Source organism: Streptomyces canus, from assembly GCF_001514145.1.
GTDB classification, from domain to species: domain Bacteria; phylum Actinomycetota; class Actinomycetes; order Streptomycetales; family Streptomycetaceae; genus Streptomyces; species Streptomyces canus.
Map to the genome: position 1 here is coordinate 638,403 of NZ_KQ948660.1, position 22,881 is coordinate 661,283.

Here is a 22,881-nt window from a genome sequence, read left to right on the forward strand (position 1 = left end):
CGTCAGCGACCGGTCTTCGGGGCCTTCCAGCGGGCGATGCCGCGAGCCACCAGGTTGAGGATCATCACGAAGGCGATCAGCGTCAGGGACGCCGCCCACGCACGGTCGTACGCCGCACCGGACCCCGCGCTGTTCGCGTACTGCTGATAGATGTACAGCGGCAACGACTGCTGCGCACCCTCGAAGGGGTTGGAGTTGATGAGCGAGTTGCCCCAGACCAGCAGCAGCACCGGCGCGGTCTCACCCGCGATACGGGCGATCGCCAGCATGATGCCGGTGGTGATGCCGCCGAGGGAGGTCGGGATGACCACCTTCAGGATGGTGCGCCACTTCGGGATGCCGAGCGCCAGGGACGCCTCGCGCAGCTCGTTCGGGACGAGCTTGAGCATCTCCTCGGTGGAGCGGACCACGACCGGCATCATCAGGATGGCCAGGGCGAGCGAGCCGGCGAACCCGAAGGGCTGCATGTCGAACATCAGCATGATCGAGAGGATGAACAGACCCGCGACGATCGACGGGATGCCCGTCATGACATCGACGAAGAACGTGACGGCCTTGGCAAGCTTCCCGCGCCCGTACTCGACCAGATAGATCGCGGTGAGCACACCGATCGGCGCCGCGATCAAGGTGGCGAGACCGACCTGCTCCAGGCTGCCGATGATGGCGTGGTAGATGCCGCCGCCCGGCTCGGAGTCGGCGACCAGACCCATCGAGTGGGTCAGGAAGTAGATGTCGAGGACCTTGACGCCGCGCGAGACCGTCGACCACACCAGGGAGACCAACGGGACGACGGCGAGCAGGAAGGCGACCCAGACCAGCGCGGTCGCGACCCGGTCCTTGGCCTGGCGGCGGCCCTCCACGCGGGCCGCGATGGCGTACGTGCCGAGGACGAACAGGAGCCCGGCGATCAGCACCCACTGGATGCTGCTGTCCAGGCCTGCCGCGGCGCTGATACCGAGACCGAGGGCGACCGAGCCGGCGGCGATGGCGTACGGGCTCCACTTGGGGAGGCTGGCGCCGCGCAGGGTGCTGGGGCGCTTCTCGGTGATTGCGGTGCTCATGCGTTGGCCCCCGAGTACTCCTTGCGGCGGGCGATGATCATGCGCGCCGCGCCGTTGACCAGCAGGGTGATGACGAACAGCACCAGGCCGGAGGCGATCAGCGCGTCCCGGCCCGTCTCGCTGGCCTCACCGAACTTGCTGGCGATGTTCTGGGCGAAGGTGCCGCCGCCCGGGTCGAGCAGGCTGGCCTGGATGTCGAAGGTCGGCGAGAGCACGGTGGCCACGGCCATCGTCTCGCCGAGCGCGCGGCCGAGGCCGAGCATCGAGGCGGAGATCACGCCGGAGCGGCCGAAGGGGATCACCGCCATGCGGATGACCTCCCAGCGGGTGGCACCGAGGGCGAGGGCCGCCTCTTCGATCATCTGCGGGGCCTGGCGGAAGACCTCGCGGCTCACGTTGGTGATGATCGGCAGGATCATGATCGCGAGCAGGATGCCGACGGTGAGCATCGAGCGGGGCGCGCCGCCCTGCCACGTGAAGATGCCGGTCCAGCCGAGGTAGTCGTCGAGCCAGCCGTAGAGGCCGTTCATGTGCGGGACGAGGATCAGGGCGCCCCAGAGGCCGTAGACGATGGACGGCACGGCGGCGAGCAGGTCGATCACATAGGCGATGGGACCGCTCAGCCTGCGCGGGGCGTAGTGCGTGAGGAACAGCGCGATGGCGACCGCGATCGGGACCGCGATGGCCATGGCGATGATCGAGGAGACGATCGTGCCGAAGACGAGGACGGCGATGCCGAACTTCGGCGGAATGAGCTGGGTGTTCCACTCGAAGGTGGTGAAGAAGTTGGCGTCGTCCTTGCTGATCGCGATCGACGCGCGGTAGGTGAGGAAGCCGGCGATGGCGGCCATGATCACCAGCAGCAGGATGCCCGACCCTCGGGAGAGACCGAGGAAGATCCGGTCACCGGGTCGGGTGGCGCCACGGGCCGCGCGCTTCTGCTCGGCCACGGTTGGCTGGGGAGTGGGGGGCGGTGCGTCTGTTATCTGTGTGGTGTCCATCGGGTTCTCCGGTCTGCTGAGCCGCACATGTCGTACGGCTCCTGGCGGCGGTGCACCGGACGGTGTGGCCGGCCCGGGTCCCTCGAAGCGGGCCCCGGGCCGACCACACGCTCAGGTCAGCTCAGGCCCTCGATGGTGGTGCGGACCTTGGCGATGATGTCCTCGGGGATCGGGGCGTAGTCGTTGTCCGCGAGGATCTTCTGGCCGTCCTCGGAGGCGGTGTAGCGCAGGAACGCCTTGGTGGCGGCCAGGGTGTCGGACTTGTTGCCCTTGTCGCAGACGATCTCGTACGTGACGAGGACCATCGGGTAGGCGCCGTCGGCCTTGGTCGCGTAGTTGAGCTGCAGCGACAGGTCGGAGCCGGTGCCGACGACCTTGGCGTCCGCGATGGCCTTGGTGGCGTTGTCGACGGTGGGCTCGACCGGGGCGGAGGCGCCGGTGTCGATGCTGACCGCCGTGATGCCGTCCTTGGCGTAGGAGAGCTCGAAGTAGCCGATGGCGCCGTTGGTCTGCTTCACCTGCTGGGCCACACCGGAGGACTGCGCGGCGGACTGGCCGCCCTTGGCCTGCCAGGTCTTGCCGCCGTCGTAGGGCCAGTCACTCTTGGCGGTGGCGATCAGGTACTTGGTGAAGTTGTCCGTGGTGCCGGAGTCGTCCGAGCGGTGGAACGCCTGGATCTTGAGGTCCGGCAGCTTCACGCCCGGGTTCAGCTTGGCGATCGCCGGGTCGTTCCAGTTCGTGATCTTGGCGTTGAAGATCTTGGCGATGGTGGGCGCGTCCAGCGTGAGCTTGTCGACACCGGAGATGTTGATGCCGAGGGCGATCGGGCCGCCGACCATCGGGAGGTCGATGCCCTGGCCGCCGGAGCAGACCTTCTTGGAGGCCGTGACGTCTTCGGGCTTCAGCGCGGAGTCCGAACCGGCGAAGGCGACCTGGCCGTTGGTGAACGCGGTCACACCGGCGCCGGAGCCGCCGCCCTTGTAGTTGATCTGCACACCGCAGGCCTGCGTGAACTGCTTGACCCAGGCGTCGATCGCGTTCTTCTGCGCGGAGGAGCCGTCGGCGAGCAGCTGGCCCTTGGCGTCGTCGCACTTGATGCTGCTGGCGTTGGCGGTCGACGACGCGCTGCTGCCACCGCCGCCGCTGGTGTCGTCCGAGCCGCACGCCGTGAGGGCCAGGGCGCCGGAGACGGCGAGAGCACCGAAGGCGAGGGCCCGCCGGTTCTTGCGCTGAAGCTTCACTTGAGTTCCTTCCGGGAGCCGCCGTCCTGAATCCGGCGGCGTGCGCGAAGTGTGAGAGATACGGATGCGCATTCGTGCCGCACCACGCATCGCGTAAGGCCGAAATTAGGCAGATCAGGTGAAGGCGTTGATGGCCGGAAGTGAACTGCGGGTGAACCCCTGCAGAAGGTGCGGTGAGGTCACGGAACGCTTACGTCGAGGGCACAGTGTTATTCCGGAACCCTCCAGGGAACCCTCACCCCCTCAGTCCCGTCTCGTACCACGGAAGCCGACGAGGCCGACGAAAGGCACGGGCACATGGAACGGCGTACGTTCATCGGGGGCGGCGCGGCCGCGATCGCGGCGGTGGCCACGGCCGCGTGCGACGGCGGAGGAAGCGCCGGCGCCGCACAGAGCACCATCGGCCAGTCCCTTTCCTCCCGTACGCCCGCCGCGGCCGCCGCGAACTGGTCGGCCCTCGCCCGCGACCTGGACGGCTCCCTGGTCCGCCCCGGCGACGCCGACTGGGCGACGGCCCGGCAGCTCTACAACACCCGCTTCGACTCGCTGAAGCCCGCGGCCGTCGCGTACGTGGCGAACGCGGACGATATCCGCACCATTGTCGCTTATGCCCGCAATCACGGCATCCGGGTCGCGATACGCAACGGCGGCCACTCCTACGCCGGCTGGTCCTCGGGAAACAACAGGCTGATCGTCGATGTCTCCCGGCTGAACCGCGTCCGCGCCTCGGGCGGCACCGCGGTCGTCGGCGCCGGCGCCAAGCTGATCGACGTCTACCGGGCCCTCACCGCCAAGGGCGTGACCGTCCCGGGGGGCTCGTGCCCGACGGTCGGCGTCTCCGGTCTCACCCTGGGCGGCGGTCACGGCGTGGTCTCCCGGGCCTACGGACTGACCTGCGACAACCTCACCCGGGCGACGCTGATCACGGCCGACGGCAAGGAGCTGACCGCCGACGCGTCCACGAACAAGGACCTGTTCTGGGCGCTGCGCGGCGCGGGCAACGGCAACTTCGGCGTGGTGACCGAGCTGCACTTCAGGACCCACCCCGCCCCGCAAGGCGTGACCGCGTACGCGACCTGGCCGTGGTCCAGGGCGGCCGCCGTGGTGAAGGCCTGGCAGGAGTGGGGCCCCGCCCAGCCCGACGAGATCTGGTCCTCCTGCCACCTGGAGAACGGCGGCTCGCCCTCCGTGGCGGTCGCGGCGTTCTCCCTGGGCACCTACGGCGAGCTGCAGAACGCGCTGGACCGCCTGGCCGACAGGATCGGCTCACCGGCCCGCAGCGTCACGCTCAGGCGGCACTCCTACGAGAGCGCGATGGAGGCATACGCGGGCTGCTCGTCCTTCTCCACGGACGCCAGGTGCCACCTGCCCGGCTCCACGCCGGGCCGCAGTCCGCAGGGCGCCCTCGGCCGCGAGACCTACTCGGCGCACTCGGACTTCTTCGACCGCTCGCTCTCGGCGGCCGGCATCCAGACCCTCACGAGGCAGATCGCCTCGGTCCGGGGCGGCTCCGGCAGCATCGCCCTGATCGCCCTCGGCGGAGCGGTCAACCGCGTCTCCCCCACCGCGACGGCCTTCGTCCACCGCCGCTCCCGCCTGCTGGCCCAGTACATCGCGTCCTGGAAGGCGGGAACGACGGGCACGACGGCCCGGTCCTGGCTGACGGGAGCCCACGACGCGATGAAGCCGTACGCCTCGGGCGCGGCCTACCAGAACTACACGGACCCGACGCTGAAGGACTGGCGGAAGGCGTACTACGGCGACGCGGCGACCAAGCTGACCAAGGTGAAGAAGCAGTACGACCCGCAGGGGTTCTTCACCTACCCGCAGTCGCTGTAGCCGTCATGCGCTACGCGGCGAGATCCCTCTCGGCCGCGGCCTCCTGCCGGGCCCCGGGAATCACCGAGGCCCCCCGCTCGGCCCCTCGCGCGCGGACGATCCACGCCCCCTTCGAGGACCCCTCGACCGCCTTCATCACCGGAGTGAGAAGAGCCATCGCGAGCGGCGACAACAACAGAGCGACGGCCGTCCCGAGCGCGAACCCGCCGATGACGTCCGTCGGATAGTGCACACCCATGTACACCCGGCAGAACCCTTCGAGCAGCGCGAGCGCGATGCCGAAGAGCCCGAACTTCCGGTTGACCACGAACAACCCGGCAGCCATCGCCATGGTGATCGTCGCGTGGTCGCTCACAAAGGAGTAGTCGGTCTTCCCGGAAACCAGGACCTCGAGCCCCTCGTGGGTCCGGAACGGCCGGGGCCGCTCGACGAAGCCCCTTATGGGCACGTTCACCAGCACAGCCAGCGCGGCGGCGAGGGGCGCCCACACCAACGCGGCCACGGAGGACGCCGCGTCCTCACCGCCACGCCGGCGGCCCGCCCACCAGCACCACAGGATGAGCAGCACCATCCCGAGCAGGATGCCGTACTCCCCGACGTACTCCATGACCCGGTCGAACCAGTGCGGGGCGTCCTTGGCCAGGCCGTTGATGTCATAGAGCAGGTCGACGTCGGGGTTCGACCCGGATTCGGCGAGAACAGCCATGGTGCTGCGGCCCCTTCGTCGTCTTTCCCGGCGTACCCATGTGCGCTCGGCTACGCCCTCAGGAACGCATGGCTCCCGTTAATACGTTCCACACTCCACTGAATGATCACGCAGACGTTATCGAAGAGAAACACATCGCCGCAGCTCAGGGGGTGGGTTTCACGCTCGGTCACACCGTCGTGGGCAATGCTTTCGCGCCATCTTCGGTGACCCGGGTGGCACCGAAGTACTCAGAAGTGTCGATCGGGTCGAACCGGATCACAGCACCTGTTCTCGGTGCGTCGATCATGTATCCGCCGCCCACATAAATCCCCACATGGTGGATGGCACGCGAGTTGGTGGGGTCCGTGGAGAAGAACACCAGGTCCCCCGGCAACAGTTCACTTCTGGCCGGATGCGGGCCGGCGTTGTACTGATCGTTCGCGACGCGCGGCAGCGTGATGCCCACGCTCTCGTACGAGGCCTGCGTCAGCCCCGAACAGTCGAAGCGCCCGCCCTGCTCGGCGGTACCGGTCCCGCCCCACAGATAGGGCGTCCCGAGCTTCTTCTGCGCGTAGTAGATGGCCCCCGCGGCCTGCTTGGAGGGATCGACCCGGCTCACCGGCGCCGCGAAGCTCTCCTCCAGGGTCGTGATGGTCTTCACGTAGTTCTGGGTTTCCTTGTACGGCGGCACGCCCCCGTACTTGATGACCGCGTAGGCGCCCGCGTTGTAGGAGGCGAGCATGTTCTCAGTGATGTTTCCCGGGACGTCCTTCACATAGGACGCGAGCGAACAGTCGTAGGAAGCAGCCGAGGGAATCGCGTCATTCGGATCCCATACGTCCTTGTCGCCGTCGCCGTCCCCGTCGACACCGTGCGTGGCCCAGGTCCCCGGAATGAACTGCGCTATTCCCTGCGCCGCCGCGGCGCTCTGGGCCCTCGGATTGAATCCGCTCTCCTGGTAGAGCTGGGCGGCGAGCAGGGCCGGGTTGATGGCGGGGCAGAGGTTGCCCCACTTCTGCACGAGGTTCTGATAGGCAGCCGGAACAGCGCCCTTGGCCAGGGCTCTGGTGGCTCCGCCCACGCCGCCGGCGAGGTTGCCGGCGACGACGTAGACCCCCACGACGAGCAGCATCACGAAGCTGAGCCCCGCCCCGAGGACGGCGCCCGCCACGAGCCACGCCTTACGCACCGTCAACCGCCCCTCGCCCACTGGGAGTCCGCCCGCGTCAGTCTAGGAGCTTCCCCGCGGGAAACCGGGGTACTCGGCGGGGTCGGCGCGAAGATCAGCCGACGACGTCACGGTAGAGCGCGGCGGCCTCCGTCCCGAGGACCACGCTGTACGACACGTCGGCCGTCGCCCCGCCCTGCTCGTGGCCGCCGAGCACCCCCACGACCTGCCCGTTCCCGTTCACCCAGGGACTGCCACTGGTCCCGCCGGTGAACTCGGGGCAGTCGATGCGCTGTTGCGTACGGCTGTGCGCGGTCGGCTTGTTGGTGCAGCTGATCGGCAGGTCACGGGAGGAGGGGTACCCGGTGACGGTGACGGCGGTGGCCCCGGTGACGGTGCCGGTCACGAACCGGTTCCCGCCGACCACGTCCTGGATGTCCCCCTCGACCGTGGCGAAGGCCACATCACTGTCCTCGTCCTGCCCCTTGGACCACCCCTCGGGCATGTACCGCTTGAGCACCTTCCACTTCCCGTACGGCGCTCTGCCGTCCCGGTAGCCGGGCACGAACACGAGGTCGTGGTCGCCGTTGTCGAGACAGTGCGCGGCGGTGACGAGGAGGTTCCGGTGCAGGCTGCGGACGACGGAGGCGGTGCAGTGGTGCTGTCCGCCGTTGAACAGGGGTCCCACGCGGGCGGTCGGCGAGTTCGCCGCGGCAACCGTCGTCACCCCGAAGGGTCCCGCCCCGTCGTCGGCGACCGCCTCGGAGGCCGAGGTGACCGTGAGCAGGACGGCGGCGGCGTGGAGAGCGAGACGTGGCGTGCGCTTCACGGAAGAAAGCATTCCGCACGAAGGTGAGAAACGCATCAAGCGGCGGTTTCGCGGCAGCCCCGGGCGACGGTGTGGATCCCGCGCCCCGGGGGCAGCCGAGTCTCGACGACGGGGGCCGGGAGGCTGGAGTGTTCGACGGATTCGAACTGACGCGGTGCGAGGGCGACGACGGGGTCCGGCTGCGGGTGCGGCACGGCGGCAGCGGCCCGGCCGTGCCGCTCCTGCACGGGCATCCCCGCACGCACGCCACCTGGCACCGCGTCGCCCCGCTGCTGGCAGCGGCCGGTCACACCGTCGTCTGCCCCGATCTGCGCGGCTACGGCCGGTCCGACAAGCCCGCGACCGATCCGGAACACCGTCCGTACTCCAAGCGCGCCATGGCCGGCGACTGCCTCGCGGTCATGCGCCGCCTCGGGCACGAGCGGTTCGCGGTCGTCGGGCACGACCGGGGCGCGTACGTGGCCACCCGGCTCGCCCTCGACCACCCCGGGGCCGTGTCCGCCGTCAGCGTGCTGGACGCCGTCCCCATCGGGGAGGCCCTGCGCCGCTGCGACGCCGGCTTCGCGGCGAGCTGGTGGCACTGGTTCTTCCTCGGCCAGACGGACAAGCCCGCCGAACGCGTCATCAACGCCGACCCCGACGCCTGGTACACGGCCACTGCCGAGCAGATGGGCACCGAGGCGTACGAGGACTACCGGCACGCGATCCACGACCCGGCCACCGTGCACGCCATGTGCGAGGACTACCGCGCCGGCCTCGGTGTCGACCGGGAGCACGACGACGCCGACCGCCGGGCCGGCCGGCGCATCAACAGCCCGCTCCAGGTCCTGTGGGCCACCCGCGACGACATGAGGGACCTCTACGGCGACGTCCTGGACGTCTGGCGCGACTGGGCGGGCAACCGGCTGGAGGGCGGTCCGATCGACTCCGGGCACCACATGGCCGAGGAGGCTCCGGAGACACTCGCCGCCGCGCTGCAGGCGTTCTGGGCGAACGCCGGACACCTGACCGGGTCACCCTGAGGCCGACGGGGACACCGGCCGAATCGGCTCAGCCCCGCGTCCCCACACCCCCTGAAGGGCGGTCCGATCAACCCCGGGCACCACATGGCCGAGGACGCGCCGCAGACACTCACCGCCGCACTGCACGTTTTCTGCGCCAACGCCCGACACCTGCCCGGGTCACCCTGAAGCCGACGGGGACACCGGGCCGAATCGGCTCAGCCCCGCGTCCCCACACCCTGTGGATAACGCGTCCCCGTCAGCTCTTCCGACGCCGTCCACAGGCGTCGGGCGACGTCGGCGTCGCTCGCGGCCGTGCTCCGGCCCACCAGGGTCGGTGCGCCCCTCATCTCGCCGAGCCCGTCCGGACCGACATAACTCGCCCCCGGCAGCTCCTGCGTCGCCGCGTACAGCGTGGGCAGCGCGCCCGCGCGGTCGTCCTGCGCCAGGAACCTGTTGCCGAACTTCATGAACACCCGGGCCGCCTGACTCGCCGCGTGGCTCTGCAGGTTGGTGGCCGAGTAGCCGGGGTGGGCCGCCAGGGCGCGGACCCCGGAGCCCGACTCCGTCAGCCGCCGCTGGAGTTCCAGCACGAACAGCAGGTTCGCCAGCTTCGACTGGCTGTAGACGCCCCTCGGGTCGTAGTCCGACGTCCTGTTCAGGTCGTCGAAGTGGATCCGCTGGTCGCCCCAGCGGTGCGCCCCCGAGGACACCGTCACGACCCGGTCGGTGACGTACGGCAACAGCAGGTTCGTCAGCGCGAAGTGCCCCAGATGGTTCGTGCCGAACTGCATCTCGAAGCCGTCCGCCGTCCGCTGCTGCGGGACCATCATCACGCCCGCGTTGTTGATCAGCAGATCCAGCGGACGATCCCACCCCGCCGCGAACTCCCGCACCGACGACAGGTCCGCCAGATCCAGCCGCCGGACCTCCGTACTGCCGTTCACGGTCCGCGCCGCCGCCTCACCGCGCTCCGGGTCCCGTACGGCGAACACGACATGCGCGCCCGCCCCGGCCAGGGCCTCCGCGGCCCGGAGTCCGATCCCGCTGTTCGCCCCCGTGACCACCGCCGTGCGGCCGGTCTGGTCGGGGAGACGCGTCGCGTTCCACTTCTGCTGCTTGTCGGTAGCCATACGCATGAATGTAGACGCCGCCAACAATGCTGTCAATGACAACAATGATGGCGTCGACTACATCCGGATACGATGGCACCCATGCCAGCCGAGAAGCCCGAGACCCGCCCCTACCACCACGGAGACCTGCGCTCCGCCCTCCTCGCCGCCGCCGAGCGCACCCTCCGCGACAAGGGCAGCGCCTCCCTCTCCCTGCGCGAACTCGCCCGCGACCTCGGCGTCAGCCACGCCGCTCCCGGCCGGCACTTCAAGGACAAGCAGGCCCTGCTCAACGCCCTCGCCCTGGTCGGATACGACCGCATGGCCGAGGCCCTGGAAGCCGCCGACGAACCGGGACTCCCCCTCCAGGAGCGCCTCACCGTCCTGGCCCGGACCTACCTGGGCTTCGCCATCGACAACGCCGAGCTCCTGGAGCTGATGTACGCCCGCAAGCACGAGCCCGACGCAGCCGAGCAGATGGCCGCCGCGATCGACCGCACCGTGGGCGCCCTGGAGCGGGCCGTCGCCGCCGCCCAGCAGCGCGGCGAGATCGTCGACGGCGACCCCGAGCAGCTCACCCTCGTCGTGGGCACCTCCCTCCACGGGCTCGCGTCCCTCGCCGTCACCGGCAAGTTCACCACCGAGGACGCCATGGCCGCCGTGTCAGGACTGGTCCATCACCTGATGTACGGCCTCAAGCCCCGCTGATCCGGAAGTCCCACCCGCCGCCACGCATCCGGGAGTTGTGTGCGACGCGTGTAGATGGTCAAGCCGTGACCATCCCCCGCCCATCCGCCCGCCATTGATCAGCAATCCCCCAACGCCCTTGGGTATGGCGGGAGTCAGGATTCCACCGCCTGCCTTGTTGTCACGTACTCAACAAGGCGATGGTCTACCCGGGTCGCCGCCCCCACCGGGAACCTCACCGGTGGTCCCCCACCGCAGGCCTCTGCAACCACTCTCAGGAGGCTGTACGTTGCGTACTTCCCCTTCCCCCCACATGTCCGGCAGATGGCGTCGGGCCGGCTCCACCGCCGTGGCCACCTCCGCCCTCCTCCTCGCCGGACTCGGCACCGCCGTCCACGCGACCGCGGCCACGCCCGACCACGTGAGCGCCAAAGCCGTCGCCACCGCCGTCGCCAAGGCCCATGTGCAGTACGAGAGCGCGTGTGACGCCACGCCCAAGAAGGGCTACGCCGCCTGCAACGCCCTGCGCGTCACCGCCGGCACCACCGCGTACATGGAGAAGCAGGCCGCACTGAAGGGCCTGACCGCCAAGACGCTCAAGCCGAACGCCTCCTCCGCGAGTCCGACCGGCTACGGCCCGAGCGACCTCCAGGACGCCTACGGCCTGACCGACGCGTCCGCCTCCAACGGCTCCGGCGAGACCATCGCCATCGTCGACGCCTACGACGACCCCAACGCCGCGGCGGACCTGGCCACTTACCGCAGCTACTACGGCCTGCCGGCCTGCACCACGGCCAGCGGCTGCTTCAAGAAGGTCTCCCAGACCGGCTCCACGACCTCCCTGCCCACCGCCGACAGTGGCTGGGCCGGTGAGATCTCCCTCGACCTCGACATGGTCTCCGCCATCGCCCCGAACGCCAAGATCCTGCTGGTCGAGGCGAGTTCGTCGAGCATGGCCAACCTGGGCAAGGCCGTGAACGAGGCCGTCACCCTGGGCGCCAAGTTCGTCTCCAACTCCTACGGCGGCTCCGAGTCCTCCTCGGACACCTCCTACGACTCCTCGTACTTCAACCACCCCGGCGTCGCCATCACCGTCTCCGCCGGCGACGAGGGCTACGGCGCCGAATACCCGGCCGCCTCCAAGTACGTCACCGCGGTCGGCGGCACCAAGCTGTCCACCTCCTCCACCTCCCGCGGCTGGACCGAGAGCGTCTGGAAGACCAGCTCCACCGAGGGCACGGGTTCGGGCTGCTCCGCCTACGACGCCAAGCCCTCCTGGCAGACCGACACCGGCTGCACCAAGCGCATGATCGCCGATGTCTCCGCCGTCGCCGACCCCGCCACCGGCGTCTCGGTCTACGACTCCTACGGCTCGGACGGCACGGGCTGGAACACCTACGGCGGCACCAGCGCCTCGTCCCCCATCATCGCGTCGGTGTACGCCCTGGCGGGCACCCCGGGCAGCAGCGACTACCCGGCCCAGTACCCCTACGAGGACACCTCCGCCCTCAACGACGTGACCTCGGGCAACAACGGCACCTGCTCCACGAGCTACTTCTGCACCGCCAAGTCGGGCTACGACGGCCCGACCGGCCTGGGTACCCCGGCAGGTCTGGGCGCCTTCACCGGCTGATCCGGTCCATGAGTGTCCCCGTCGGGTCACGGGGACGCCGCCCTTGAGAGGGGGACGTGGGGTCCCCTCGGCGGCACAACGGCAACGGGCCGCGACATCCGGTCGCGGCCCGTTCGCCGGGTCCACGCGAGTCAAGTCACCACCGCCCGCAGTCCATCGAGCGGCCATGCACGAGTAAGCCCGGGACAACTTTCGGTATGGCGGAGGTCAGAATTCCAGCCATTCTCTGTTGTCGCGTACGGAACAAGGTGGACCGTCCTCACAGGCCGCCGCCCGCCGCCGGGGAAAACCGACGGCACGCACCCGCACCGCCCCTGTTCCCTCACCATCAGGAGGCTGCACCTTGCGTACCAACTTCCCCCACATACGCCTGAGATGGCACCGCGTCGGCTCCGCCACGGCAGTCACCGCCGCCCTCGTCCTCGCCGGCTTCGGCACCGCGGTCCACGCGGACGCGACGACCTCGTCCAAGGTCACCTGGGCCGCGACCCCCTGCGCCACCCCCAAGAAGGCCGGCGAACTCGCCTGTAACTCCCTCCGCGTGACGGGCGGAACCACCGCCTTCCAGAAGGCCCGGGGCATCACCCCGAAGGCCGCCGACGCCGCCACCCCCTCCGGCTACGGCCCGAGCGACCTCCAGTCGGCATACGGCCTGACCGCCGCGGCCGCCTCCAACGGCTCCGGCGAGACCATCGCCATCGTCGACGCCTACAACGACCCGAACGCCGAGGCGGACCTCGCCACTTACCGCAGCTACTACGGCCTGCCGGCCTGCACCAGCGCGAGCGGCTGCTTCAAGAAGGTCTCCCAGACCGGCTCCACGACCTCCCTGCCCTCCAGCGACGCCGGCTGGTCCGAGGAGATCTCCCTCGACCTCGACATGGTCTCCGCCATCGCCCCGAAGGCCAAGATCCTCCTCGTCGAGGCCAAGTCCGCCACCATGGCCAACCTGGGCAAGTCGGTGAACGAGGCCGTCACTCTGGGCGCGAAGTTCGTCTCCAACTCCTACGGCGGCTCCGAGTCCTCCTCGGACACCTCCTACGACTCCTCGTACTTCAACCACCCCGGCGTCGCCATCACCGTCTCCGCCGGCGACGACGGTTACGGCGCCCAGTACCCGGCCGCCTCCAAGTACGTGACGTCGGTGGGCGGTACCGCGCTGTCCACCTCCTCCAACACCCGCGGCTGGACCGAGAGCGTCTGGAAGACCAGCAGCACCGAGGGCACCGGTTCCGGCTGCTCGTCGTATGACGCCAAGCCGAGCTGGCAGACCGACACCGGCTGCACCAAGCGCATGATCTCGGACGTCTCCGCCGTGGCCGACCCGGCGACCGGCGTCTCCGTCTACGACTCCTACGGCGTCACCGCCGGCTGGTACACGTTCGGCGGCACCAGCGCCTCGTCACCGATCATCGCGGCCGTCTACGCCCTCGCGGGCACCCCCGGCAGCAGTGACTACCCGGCCCAGTACCCCTACGCGCACACGTCCTCCCTCAACGACGTGACCTCGGGCAACAACGGCAGCTGCTCGACGAGCTACTTCTGCACCGCCACCTCGGGCTACGACGGCCCGACCGGGTGGGGCACCCCCAACGGAGTGAGCGCCTTCACCGGCTGACTCTCCGTCAACGAACGGGCCGCGGACTCCCCTACCGCGGCCCGTTCGCCATGCCGGTAGCCCTCCGGGTTAGCCTTCACCCGCAGAACATCGGTGCCAGAAGCGCCGCAGGTCGTAAGAGGGGTCAACGACGGAACCACACGACAGGTTCCGCTCAGGCCTCATTGCCCGGCGTTACCTACCGTGATACACAGAGTGACCAGACAGTCATTCGTACGAAACCCGCCAACCAATGCCGCCAAGTCGACATACGACGGCGGAATTGTCGGCGACAATGAGGCCTGACCTCTGCGCCCACGCAGGGGAGACGGAACTACCCACCAGGGGCGGTGACTTACATGCTCTTTGCGGCCGACAAGGGAGACATCAACACCATCATCGGCGGGATCGCTCCGGACTGGGGCCCCTTCGGGGCACTGGGGACCGAGGCGAAGACGATGATCCAGGTCGTCATGGCGGTCGCCATCCTGCTCTGCCTCGGCATCGCCATCTGGGGCGCCGCCAAACAGCGCATCGGAGCCACCGCACTGCGGGACACCTTCAGCGCGGAACAGGGCAAGGGCCTCATCATCGCGGGGCTGACGGGAGTCTTCATCATCGGCTCCCTGGGCACGCTCTTCACCATCGTGTACGGCATGGCCGTATAGCCGCCGCGTCCGGTACAGCCCCTCCAACCCACTCGTCCGCAGTGCCCACCGGCTGAGGTTGCGTTCCCTGATGTCGAGTCACCACACCGCACCCGCGCGGAAACCAGCGCGGCTACCGTCGTACTCATACTCCTTTTCGTACGACGTCGAGGGGACGTGAGCGGCATGAGTCTCGGAGACGACCAAGAGGGCTCCGGCGGCTACGGCGGCACGGGCCAGACCCGCACCCGCTACCCGGAGGGCGCCGGCGACGTCTACGGCGGCGCCCGCCGCTCCGGCCGCTCATCCTCCCGAAGCCTGGTCACCGTGGTCGGTGTCATCGTCCTCCTGATCGCCGCAATCGCCTTCGCGAACCGTGGGGGGGACGATGGCTCTTCTTCGGCGGAGGGGGCGGGGGGACAGCCGAAGTCCTCGTCCACGGCCGCCAGCGGAGAGACACCGGTGCAGTCGAAGTCAGGCGGAGTCCCCACGGGGTTCGCCCATGACGCGCAGGGGGCACAGAGCGCAGCGGCCAATTACTCGGTGGCCCTGGGGTCCACCGACATGTTCGCCAAGACCACCCGTGACGCGGTCCTTCAGACCGTCATCACGCCCTCCCGGGTCGCCGGGCTCGAAGCCGCGCTGGACAAGGCGTACACCCCCGAGTTCAACGAGACCCTGGGGCTCAACAGAGACGGCTCCACACCCGCCGGCCACACCTTCGTGTCCCGCACCAGCCCGATCGGCACGAAGGTCACCCAGACGTCCGCAGACGCCACGACCGTCGACGTGTGGTGCGGCGGTCTCCTCGGGCTCGCGGGAGCGAACTCCACCAACCCGGTCACCAGCAGCTGGTTCACCATCACGATGCAGCTGGAGTGGACCAGCAACACCTGGAAGATCGTGACGCACTCCCAGAAGGAAGGCCCGTCGCCCGTCCCCGGCGACGACAAGGCCTCCAGTGCCGATGAGATGGCGAATGCCGTCCAGGAGTTCGGAGGGTTCACCTATGCCCGCTAGCCGACGCGTACTCGCCCTGACCGGCGCCGTCACCGCCCTCCAGGCCACAGCCGTGCTCATGGCCACGCGTGCCTTCGCGGCACCCACTCCCAGCCCCACGCCGACCCCGTCCAAGAGCAGCGACTGCTCTCTGATCGCCCCTCCGGCCAGGGACTACTGCGAACAGGGCGGCGGCACCGGTGGTTCGGGGGGTTCCACTCCCAGCCTCACTTCCACCCTCGACCCCATGTCCTCCCTGGCCAAAAGCTGCGCAAAGGCCGCCGCCTGGACCATCGACAAACTCAGCGACGCCGTCGAGAACACCGCGAACGTCGACTTCACCAACCAGAAGTTCCTCCAGCAGTACGCGGTCGTCTTCGCGGCATCGACCATCCTCACCCTTCTCCTGTGGCTGCTGGCCGTAGCCAAGCGCGCGGTGCGAGGCGTCCCCCTCACCACCGCCATCAGCGAGGCGATCGGGTTCCTGTGGCTGACCGTGCTCGCGTCCGCCTTCACCCCCCTCATCCTCTACACCGTCGTCTCCGCCACCGACGGCGTCTCAGAGGTCCTCGCCAAGGCCACCGGCGACCAGACCGACACCTTCTTCGGCACCTTCTCCGGCGCCCTGGAGAAGGGCAACGACATCGGCGGCGGCCCCATCATGCTGATCGTCGTCTCCCTCGTCAGCATCCTCGCCGCCGGCGTCCTGTGGCTGGAGCTCGTCATCAGAGCCGCCCTCCTCTACGTCGGCGCCCTCCTCGGCACCGTCGTCTACGCCGGCCTCGTCGACAAGAACCTCTGGGGCCACGTCCGCCGCTGGGCCGGCATCATGATCGCCGTCATCCTGGTCAAACCGGTGATCGTCATCGTCCTCGGCCTCGCCGGCGCGCTCTCCTCCGACGACGGCCCCGACGCCTTCTCCGCCGTCGTCTCCGGCCTCGCCATCATCCTGCTCGCCATCTTCGCCAGCGCGATGATCTACCGTTTCGTCCCCGGCTTCGGCGACGAGATCGCCGGCTCCCGCAACAACCGCATCATGCAGAACGCCGAGGGCAAGGCCGCCGCGGTGATCAGCTCCCCGGCCACCCTGGTCGCCCAGGGCATCAAGACCCACAGCTCCCGGGCCGACAACAACGGTCAGGCCTCCGGAGGATCGGGCGCCCGCCCGAGCAACCCGGCGTCCGGCGGAGTCGCCGCCCACAGCTCACGCACCCCGAACGGAGGCGGCGGATCTGTCCCCTCCGCCGCTCCCGCTCCCCGCGCCGGCAACGCGGTGAACACCCCGCACGCCGGCAACCGCAACGCAGGCAGCAACAGCACAGGAGGTGACGGGCGTTGACGACCGAGTCCCACGTGTCGCATACGGTCACGCCCCGCCGTACATATCTGATCGGCCGCGCCCGGCCGAACGCGATCGTCGGCCGCAATCGCGAGACGGGCGAGATCGCGCTCATCATCGTGGGCGCGTTCCTCGGCATGATGTGCGGGCTCCTCGTCCCAGTGCTCTCGCTGCGCATCGTCCTGCTGATGGGCTTCCCGCTCGTCGCGCTCGCCGCGGTCTACGTCCCGTACAAGCGCCGCACGTTCTACAGGTGGTTCGAGATCAACCGCAGTTACAAGCGGACCCTGCGCCAGGGCACCACCTACCGCTCCTCCGTGATGGAGGCCGGCACCCACGTCGACGGCCGCGAGGTCGAGATCGGCCCGCCGCCCGGCATCGGCCGGATCAACTGGCTCGCCGCCCCGTTCGGCCCCGACGAGATCGCCGTACTGCTCCACGCGGACCGCCGCACGGTGACGGCCGCCATCGAGATCGAGGGCCCCGGCGTCGGCCTGCGCGACTCCGAGGACCAGGAAGCCCTCGTCGACCGCTTCGGCACCCTCCTCAAGCACGTGGCCAACGGCGACGGCTTCGTCACCCGCATCCAGATGCTCGCCCGCACCCTCCCCGCCGACCCCGACGCCCACGCCAAGGACGTCGCGATGCGCGGGGACGACAGGGCACTGCCGTGGCTGCAGACGTCGTACGACCAACTCCAGTCCATGGTGTCGACCAGCAGCGAGCAGCACCGCGCCTACCTCGTCGCCTGCATGCACTTCAACCGCGAACTCGCCGCCGAGGCCCAGGCGATGGCCCGCGCGGCCCGCCCCCAGTCCGGCCGCAGGCTCGACCGGGACGCCGGGCTCGCCGTCGTCATGGCACGTGAGCTGACCGACATCTGCTCGCGCCTCCAGGAGGCCGACATCCGGGTCCGCCAGCCCCTCGGCCAGGGCCGTCTCGCGTCCCTCATCCACTCCATGTACGACCCCGACCACCCCATCGACCACATCCAGGCGATGACCAAGCGCAACGCCTGGCCGGCCGAACTCGACGCCATGGAACCGACGTTCCTCCAGGCGAAGACCCGGGAGTCCAGCACCCGCGCGCCCTGGTGCCACGCCACGGCCTGGGTGAAGGAGTGGCCGATGACCCCGGTGGGCGTCAACTTCCTGGCGCCCCTGCTCGTCCACACCCCGGACGTCATCCGAACGGTCGCCGTGACGATGGATCTCGAGCCCACCGAGGTAGCCATCGAACGCATGTTGACCGAAAAGACCAACGACGAGGCCGAGGCCTCCCGCGCCGCCAAGATGAACCGCACCGTCGACCCCCGCGACGTCGCCTCCCACAACCGCCTGGACCAGCGCGGCGAGGACCTCGCAAGCGGCGCGGCCGGCGTCAACCTGGTCGGCTACATCACCGTCTCCTCCCGTAACCCCGAGGCCCTGGCCCGCGACAAGCGGACCATCCGGGCCTCGGCCGGAAAGTCGTACCTGAAACTGGAGTGGTGCGACCGCGAGCACCATCGCGCCTTCGTGAACACCCTTCCGTTCGCCACCGGCATTCGAAGGTAGGGGCTGCCGCATGCGGGATCCGATGTCCATCCTCACCGAGGCCTTCACGTCCTTCCTCTTCGGAAAGGTCGAGACGACCCGCCTGCCGGTCCGCACCTCCACCGGCCAGGCGCAGGCCGTCTACCTCCCGACCGCAGCGCCGGGCCTCGGCGACTCGGGCGTGATCATCGGCCGCGAGGTCTACTCCGGAAAGGGCTACATCTACGACCCCTTCCAGCTCTACGGCCAGCAGCTCCCGGCACCTCACTGGCTGGTCCTGGGCGAATCCGGCAACGGCAAGTCGGCGCTCGAGAAGACGTATGTCCTACGGCAGCTGCGCTTCCGCGACCGCCAGGTCGTCGTCCTGGACGCCCAGGGCGAGGACGGCGTCGGTGAATGGAACCTGATCGCGCAGGAGTTGGGAATAACTCCCATCCGCCTGGACCCGATGGCGGCCCTGGACATGGGGATCCGCCTCAACCCGCTCGACCCCGCGATCACGACGACCGGCCAGCTCGCCCTGCTCCGGACCATCATCGAGGTCGCGATGGGCCACGGCCTCGACGAGCGCTCCGGCTTCGCGCTGAAGGTCGCGCACGCCTACGTCAACGAGACGATCGTCGACCGCCAGCCGATCCTCACGGACATCGTGGAGCAGCTACGGCATCCCGAGCCCGAGTCGGCCGAGGCGATGAACGTCGACATAGAGGACGTCCGGGCGTGGGGGCTCGACGTCGCCCTGGTCATCGACCGCCTGGTCGACGGTGACCTGCGGGGCATGTTCGACGGCCCGACAACGGTCGGCATCGACCTGGACGCGCCGCTGATCGTCTTCGATTTGTCCCACATCGACCGCAACTCCATCGCCATGCCCATCCTCATGGCGATCGTCGGAGTTTGGCTGGAACACACCTGGATCCGCCCCGACCGCAAGAAGCGCATCTTCCTGGTCGAGGAGGCCTGGCACATCATCGCCAGCCCCTTCGTGGCCCAGCTCTTCCAGCGGCTGCTGAAGTTCGGCCGGCGGCTCGGCCTGTCCTTCGTCGCGGTCGTCCACCACCTGTCCGACGTCGTGGACGGAGCGGCGGCGAAGGAGGCCGCGGCGATCCTGAAGATGGCGTCGACGAGGACGATCTACGCCCAGAAGGCGGACGAGGCGCGTGCGACGGGCCGAGTCCTGGGCCTCCCCCGTTGGGCGGTCGAGATCATCCCCTCCCTCACCCCCGGCATCGCCGTCTGGGACGTCAACGGCAATGTCCAGGTGGTCAAACACCTGGTCACCGAGACCGAACGCCCCCTGGTCTTCACCGACCGCGCGATGACGGAGTCCTCCAGCGACCTGACCGACGACGCCCTGCGCGCCGCGGAGCTGGAGGCGGAGGAGCGGGCGGCGGCCTTCGTGGAGCAGCACCTGGGCGACTCCGAGTCGACGGTGGCGTAGGAGGGGCGGGCACGTGGTGAGACCGGACGACCGCCGACAGGGCGGTCAGGGAGGCCAGGGAGGCGTCCCTGACGGGCTGTTGGTCGGCATACTCGCCTTCCTCCTCGGCATGACCCTGCTGGTCTGGACGGCGACGGGCCTCGCGAGCCTGTTCGCCCACGGCGACTGGCCCAAGAACGTCACCTTCACCCGCACCCCCCAGGCCATGCGCCATCTCATCGGCCACCCCGAGGACATCTCCGGCGCCTGGCCGGACACCCCCGCCGGTCAGCTCTCCGGCTACGGCCTGGTCTGGGGCCTGTTCATCGGCCAGCTGCTGATCCTGGGCGTCCTGACGATCTTCGTGATGGGCACACTGGCCCGTTGGAGGGCGGTACGGGCGAGGACGAGAGCGGAGAAACTGGCCGCCCGGGAACGACGTTCGCCACCGGATCCGGTCCACGAGGTACCGATCCCGAGGCCGACGCCAGAGCCGCAGCCTCACCAGGAACCTCAACCTCAACCTCAACCGGCCACGGCGGCTCCCCTCCCCAGCTCCCCACAGCCCACCGAGCCACTCCTCGCGACGCCGACGGCTGCCAAGCTGCCCACTTCCCTGTCCCAGGGTGAACGGGGGGCCGGGTGGGAAACACCCCGCCCCGAAGTCGCGGTGCTCTACGCCCCGAGAGAATCCCGTCACCCCACCGCGACCCAGGCCATCAGGGACGCGGAAGGCCCGGCCCTCATCGTCACCTCGAACCCCGCGCTCTGGCAGGACACCAAAGACGCCCGAGCCAAACTGGGGCCGGTCCACGTCTACGACCCCACCCACCTCTGCGACACCCCGGCCCGCCTCCACTGGTCCCCCACCACAGGCTGCGAGACCAAGGAGACGGCCAAGGCGAGGGCACAGGCACTCCTCGCCCCCGTCCGCCCCACCGCAAAGATCGACCAGGCCGTGGCGGACGTGGCCGAAACGCTCCTGCGCAGCTACCTCCATGCCGCGGCGATAGAAGCCCGCACCATCCGCCACGTCCACCGCTGGTGCCAGGGCGCCCAGATCCAGGACGCCGTGAGAACCCTCCGCACCAACCCCAAGGCGGCCCCCGGCTCCGCGGGCGAACTCGAAGCGGCCCTCACCGCGCATCCCGAACGCCGCGACATCGCCCAGGAGTTGACCAGCCGAGCCCTCTCCGCCCTCTTCACGGTCAACATCCGCGAGGCATGCACTCCCAACCGAAATGATGCCCTCGCCTTGGATTCCTTCGTCGACGAAGGGGGCACGCTTTATGTGGTGGGTGAATCCATCGAGGACCCCAGGACCAATCCGGGTGCGATGCCCCTTCTGACGGCCCTCACCTCAAGCGTGGTCGAGCGTGGCCGGCGCATGGCCGAACGGTCATCCTCCGGTCGCCTCGACCCACCACTGACGCTCGTCCTGGACGACGTCGCAGCTGTGGCTCCGCTTCCCCAGCTCCCGGAGCTGCTGGCCGCCGGGGCGGACCGGGGGCTACCGACCCTGGCCCTGCTCCGGTCCCGCGAACAGGCCCGCACCCGCTGGCCGGACGCGGACCTCCCGGCGTAGAGCTCAGAAGTCGTACGCAGCCCAGTCGACGACCGGAACGTACCCGAGGCGCCGGTAGAGGGCGTTGCTGGTGGGGTTGGCCGCGTCGGTGAACAGCACGACATCCTCGGCACCCGCGGCCAGCGCGGCCCGGCTCACCTCGGCCGTCACAGCACCCGCGTATCCGCGACCGCGCAGAGGGGCCGGGGTGTAGACGGGATCCACCTGGACCAGCCCGGCGACCATGGGGTTCGCGCCCGCCATGGAGACGGGAGTACCGTCCGGAGCCTCCCAGAACGTGTAGCGCTTGTCCGCGAAGCGGGTGTGGGCCCAGGAGTCGGCGTCGATGGTGACGGCTTCGCCCACATCCGCGGCGAACCCGCGGCACAGCCCCATGAGCTGCTCGAGGTCCCGCTCGCCCACCGCCCGGCCCCGTCCCGCCGGGAAGGGCTCCGGCGGGACGAGCGTGCCGAGGCGGTGCAGACAGAGCCGGACGCGCACGCTCGGCGACGCCCCGGTGTGCCGCTGCCAGGCCTCGGCGAAAGCCGTGGCGGTGGCGTCGTCGGCGCCGGCGGACGGAACGGAGTGCCCGAGGGCGACCAGACGGGCGGCGAGGGCGTCGGCCTGACCGGCGGTGAGCGGAGTGAGGCTCAGACCACGGCGGGGCGACAGGCGGTAGAAGGCGCCGTGCACCTCACCGGCCCGCTCCAGCCAACCGAAGACGGCGGCTTCGGCACCGTACGCGGCCGCCCCGCGCGCACGCAGTCTCGCGGTCCATGTCAGCGGCATGACGTGCGGGACAGGACGTGAGCGCAGGAACTCCCCGGCACGAGCGAGAAAGTCGTCGATGTCTTCGGTGAGGTGCCAGTCGTCCGGGCGCATGCTTCATGATCCCTGATGAACTCAGTAGCGCTCCAGCACGAATTCCAGCTCGGATTCCCCCGGAACCTGCGGCAACGGCACCCGTACCCCGCTCGGCACGAACCCCACCTTGCGATAGAGGCCCTGCGCCCGCCCGTTGTCCTCGTGCACGATGAGCCGCACCCGCTCGGCCCCCGCCCCCCAGGCCCACTCCAGGCCCGCCGCGAACAGCGCCTTGGTCAGCTCGCCGCCACGCGCCTCGGGCCGTACGTACACCCCGACGATGTGCCCCTGCCGCCGTTCGACCGGAAACCCGGCCCAGTCCGTCGTCCCCGCCTCCTCCAGCAGTACGACCAACTGTCCGAGCCACCGCCCGTCCGACCCCTCGGCGACGAATTGCTGCGCCCCGGTCTCCCCTTCGGCGGCCCCGGCCGCCCTGTCCTCCCAGAAGGAGTCCGGGCGGGCGACGGCCTCCTCGTAGGTCTCCAGAAAGGCCAGGTGCGCCACCGGATCCCGCAGCGAGTCGAGCCTGAGCTCCTTCACCGCGGGCCACTCATCAGCACGTATGGACCGGATCACATAACCCATGCCGGCCAGAGTAGTACCTGAAATGCAGAAAGGCCCACACCATAAGGCGTGGGCCTTTCTATCTAAAAGGA

The 22,881-nt window shown here is 69.4% G+C and carries 20 protein-coding genes; 11 read left to right on the top strand and 9 right to left on the bottom strand.

Features of this window, described 5'->3' with window-relative positions; all coding sequences use genetic code 11:
- Positions 1-2: 2 nt before the first annotated feature.
- The 3 genes from pstA to pstS form a co-directional block, all read right to left on the bottom strand.
- Entirely contained in the window at positions 3-1,061 is a 1,059-nt protein-coding gene (gene pstA / locus AQJ46_RS19800; RefSeq protein ID WP_059206826.1) for a phosphate ABC transporter permease PstA, read from the bottom strand.
- Entirely contained in the window at positions 1,058-2,062 is a 1,005-nt protein-coding gene (gene pstC, locus AQJ46_RS19805) for a phosphate ABC transporter permease subunit PstC (RefSeq protein ID WP_059206884.1), read from the bottom strand. The genes pstA and pstC overlap by 4 nt, the downstream gene beginning before the upstream one ends.
- A 116-nt stretch (positions 2,063-2,178) precedes the next feature.
- Entirely contained in the window at positions 2,179-3,303 is a 1,125-nt protein-coding gene (gene pstS / locus AQJ46_RS19810; protein WP_059206827.1) for a phosphate ABC transporter substrate-binding protein PstS, read from the bottom strand.
- Positions 3,304-3,600: 297 nt separating this feature from the next.
- Here pstS and AQJ46_RS19815 point away from each other — a divergent pair, with 297 nt between their 5' ends.
- Positions 3,601-5,142, top strand: coding sequence for an FAD-binding oxidoreductase (locus AQJ46_RS19815; RefSeq protein ID WP_059206828.1), 1,542 nt, complete (start codon positions 3,601-3,603; stop codon positions 5,140-5,142).
- A gap of 10 nt (positions 5,143-5,152) precedes the next feature.
- On the opposite strand, the gene AQJ46_RS19820 is transcribed toward AQJ46_RS19815, so the two are convergent.
- The 3 genes from AQJ46_RS19820 to AQJ46_RS19830 form a co-directional block, all read right to left on the bottom strand.
- Entirely contained in the window at positions 5,153-5,848 is a 696-nt protein-coding gene (locus AQJ46_RS19820) for a phosphatase PAP2 family protein (protein ID WP_059206829.1), read from the bottom strand.
- A 169-nt stretch (positions 5,849-6,017) separates the two neighbouring features.
- Positions 6,018-7,025 carry a C40 family peptidase gene (locus tag AQJ46_RS19825; RefSeq protein WP_277922192.1) on the bottom strand — a complete coding sequence of 336 codons (1,008 nt, stop codon included), beginning with the start codon at positions 7,023-7,025 and terminating at the stop codon, positions 6,018-6,020.
- 88 nt (positions 7,026-7,113) lie between these two features.
- On the bottom strand, positions 7,114-7,839 hold the full coding sequence (locus tag AQJ46_RS19830) for a trypsin-like serine peptidase (protein ID WP_107117290.1): 726 nt from the start codon (positions 7,837-7,839) through the stop codon (positions 7,114-7,116).
- Positions 7,840-7,955: 116 nt separating this feature from the next.
- On the opposite strand from AQJ46_RS19830, the gene AQJ46_RS19835 reads away from it, so the two are divergent.
- Complete coding sequence (locus AQJ46_RS19835) at positions 7,956-8,849, top strand: alpha/beta fold hydrolase (RefSeq protein WP_059206831.1); 894 nt, start codon at positions 7,956-7,958, stop codon at positions 8,847-8,849.
- A gap of 197 nt (positions 8,850-9,046) precedes the next feature.
- Here the strand turns inward: AQJ46_RS19835 and AQJ46_RS19840 are convergent, their stop codons facing one another.
- Positions 9,047-9,961 (bottom strand): oxidoreductase, encoded by a 915-nt coding sequence (locus AQJ46_RS19840; RefSeq protein ID WP_107117291.1) that lies wholly within the window; start codon positions 9,959-9,961, stop codon positions 9,047-9,049.
- Between the two features lie 72 nt (positions 9,962-10,033).
- Between AQJ46_RS19840 and AQJ46_RS19845 the strand changes: the two genes are divergently transcribed.
- The 9 genes from AQJ46_RS19845 to AQJ46_RS19885 all read left to right on the top strand — a co-directional run bounded on the left by AQJ46_RS19845 (position 10,034) and on the right by AQJ46_RS19885 (position 21,382).
- Positions 10,034-10,648: a TetR/AcrR family transcriptional regulator gene (locus tag AQJ46_RS19845; RefSeq protein WP_059206833.1), complete on the top strand. Its 615-nt coding sequence runs from the start codon at positions 10,034-10,036 to the stop codon at positions 10,646-10,648.
- A 268-nt stretch (positions 10,649-10,916) separates the two neighbouring features.
- A complete protein-coding gene (locus tag AQJ46_RS19850) occupies positions 10,917-12,260 on the top strand; it encodes a S53 family peptidase (protein ID WP_059206834.1) in 1,344 nt (447 codons plus the stop codon).
- 343 nt (positions 12,261-12,603) lie between these two features.
- Complete coding sequence (locus AQJ46_RS19855) at positions 12,604-13,878, top strand: S53 family peptidase (protein ID WP_059206835.1); 1,275 nt, start codon at positions 12,604-12,606, stop codon at positions 13,876-13,878.
- A gap of 338 nt (positions 13,879-14,216) precedes the next feature.
- A complete protein-coding gene (locus AQJ46_RS19860) occupies positions 14,217-14,525 on the top strand; it encodes a hypothetical protein (RefSeq protein WP_007383036.1) in 309 nt (102 codons plus the stop codon).
- Positions 14,526-14,690: 165 nt separating this feature from the next.
- Positions 14,691-15,524, top strand: a complete 834-nt coding sequence (locus AQJ46_RS19865; protein WP_059206836.1) for a hypothetical protein — start codon at positions 14,691-14,693, stop codon at positions 15,522-15,524.
- Positions 15,514-16,842: a hypothetical protein gene (locus AQJ46_RS19870; protein WP_059206837.1), complete on the top strand. Its 1,329-nt coding sequence runs from the start codon at positions 15,514-15,516 to the stop codon at positions 16,840-16,842. The genes AQJ46_RS19865 and AQJ46_RS19870 overlap by 11 nt, the downstream gene beginning before the upstream one ends.
- Complete coding sequence (locus AQJ46_RS19875) at positions 16,839-18,398, top strand: SCO6880 family protein (protein ID WP_059206838.1); 1,560 nt, start codon at positions 16,839-16,841, stop codon at positions 18,396-18,398. The genes AQJ46_RS19870 and AQJ46_RS19875 overlap by 4 nt, the downstream gene beginning before the upstream one ends.
- Before the next feature lie 10 nt (positions 18,399-18,408).
- The gene (locus AQJ46_RS19880) at positions 18,409-19,818 is read left to right on the top strand and encodes an ATP-binding protein (RefSeq protein WP_057608805.1); all 1,410 of its coding nucleotides are present in this window, start codon (positions 18,409-18,411) and stop codon (positions 19,816-19,818) included.
- A 16-nt stretch (positions 19,819-19,834) separates the two neighbouring features.
- Positions 19,835-21,382 (top strand): type IV secretory system conjugative DNA transfer family protein, encoded by a 1,548-nt coding sequence (locus AQJ46_RS19885; protein WP_059206885.1) that lies wholly within the window; start codon positions 19,835-19,837, stop codon positions 21,380-21,382.
- A gap of 3 nt (positions 21,383-21,385) precedes the next feature.
- Here the strand turns inward: AQJ46_RS19885 and AQJ46_RS19890 are convergent, their stop codons facing one another.
- Positions 21,386-22,243 carry a GNAT family N-acetyltransferase gene (locus AQJ46_RS19890; protein WP_059206839.1) on the bottom strand — a complete coding sequence of 286 codons (858 nt, stop codon included), beginning with the start codon at positions 22,241-22,243 and terminating at the stop codon, positions 21,386-21,388.
- A gap of 21 nt (positions 22,244-22,264) precedes the next feature.
- On the bottom strand, positions 22,265-22,810 hold the full coding sequence (locus AQJ46_RS19895) for a GNAT family N-acetyltransferase (protein WP_107117292.1): 546 nt from the start codon (positions 22,808-22,810) through the stop codon (positions 22,265-22,267).
- Between the last annotated feature and the right edge of the window lie 71 nt (positions 22,811-22,881).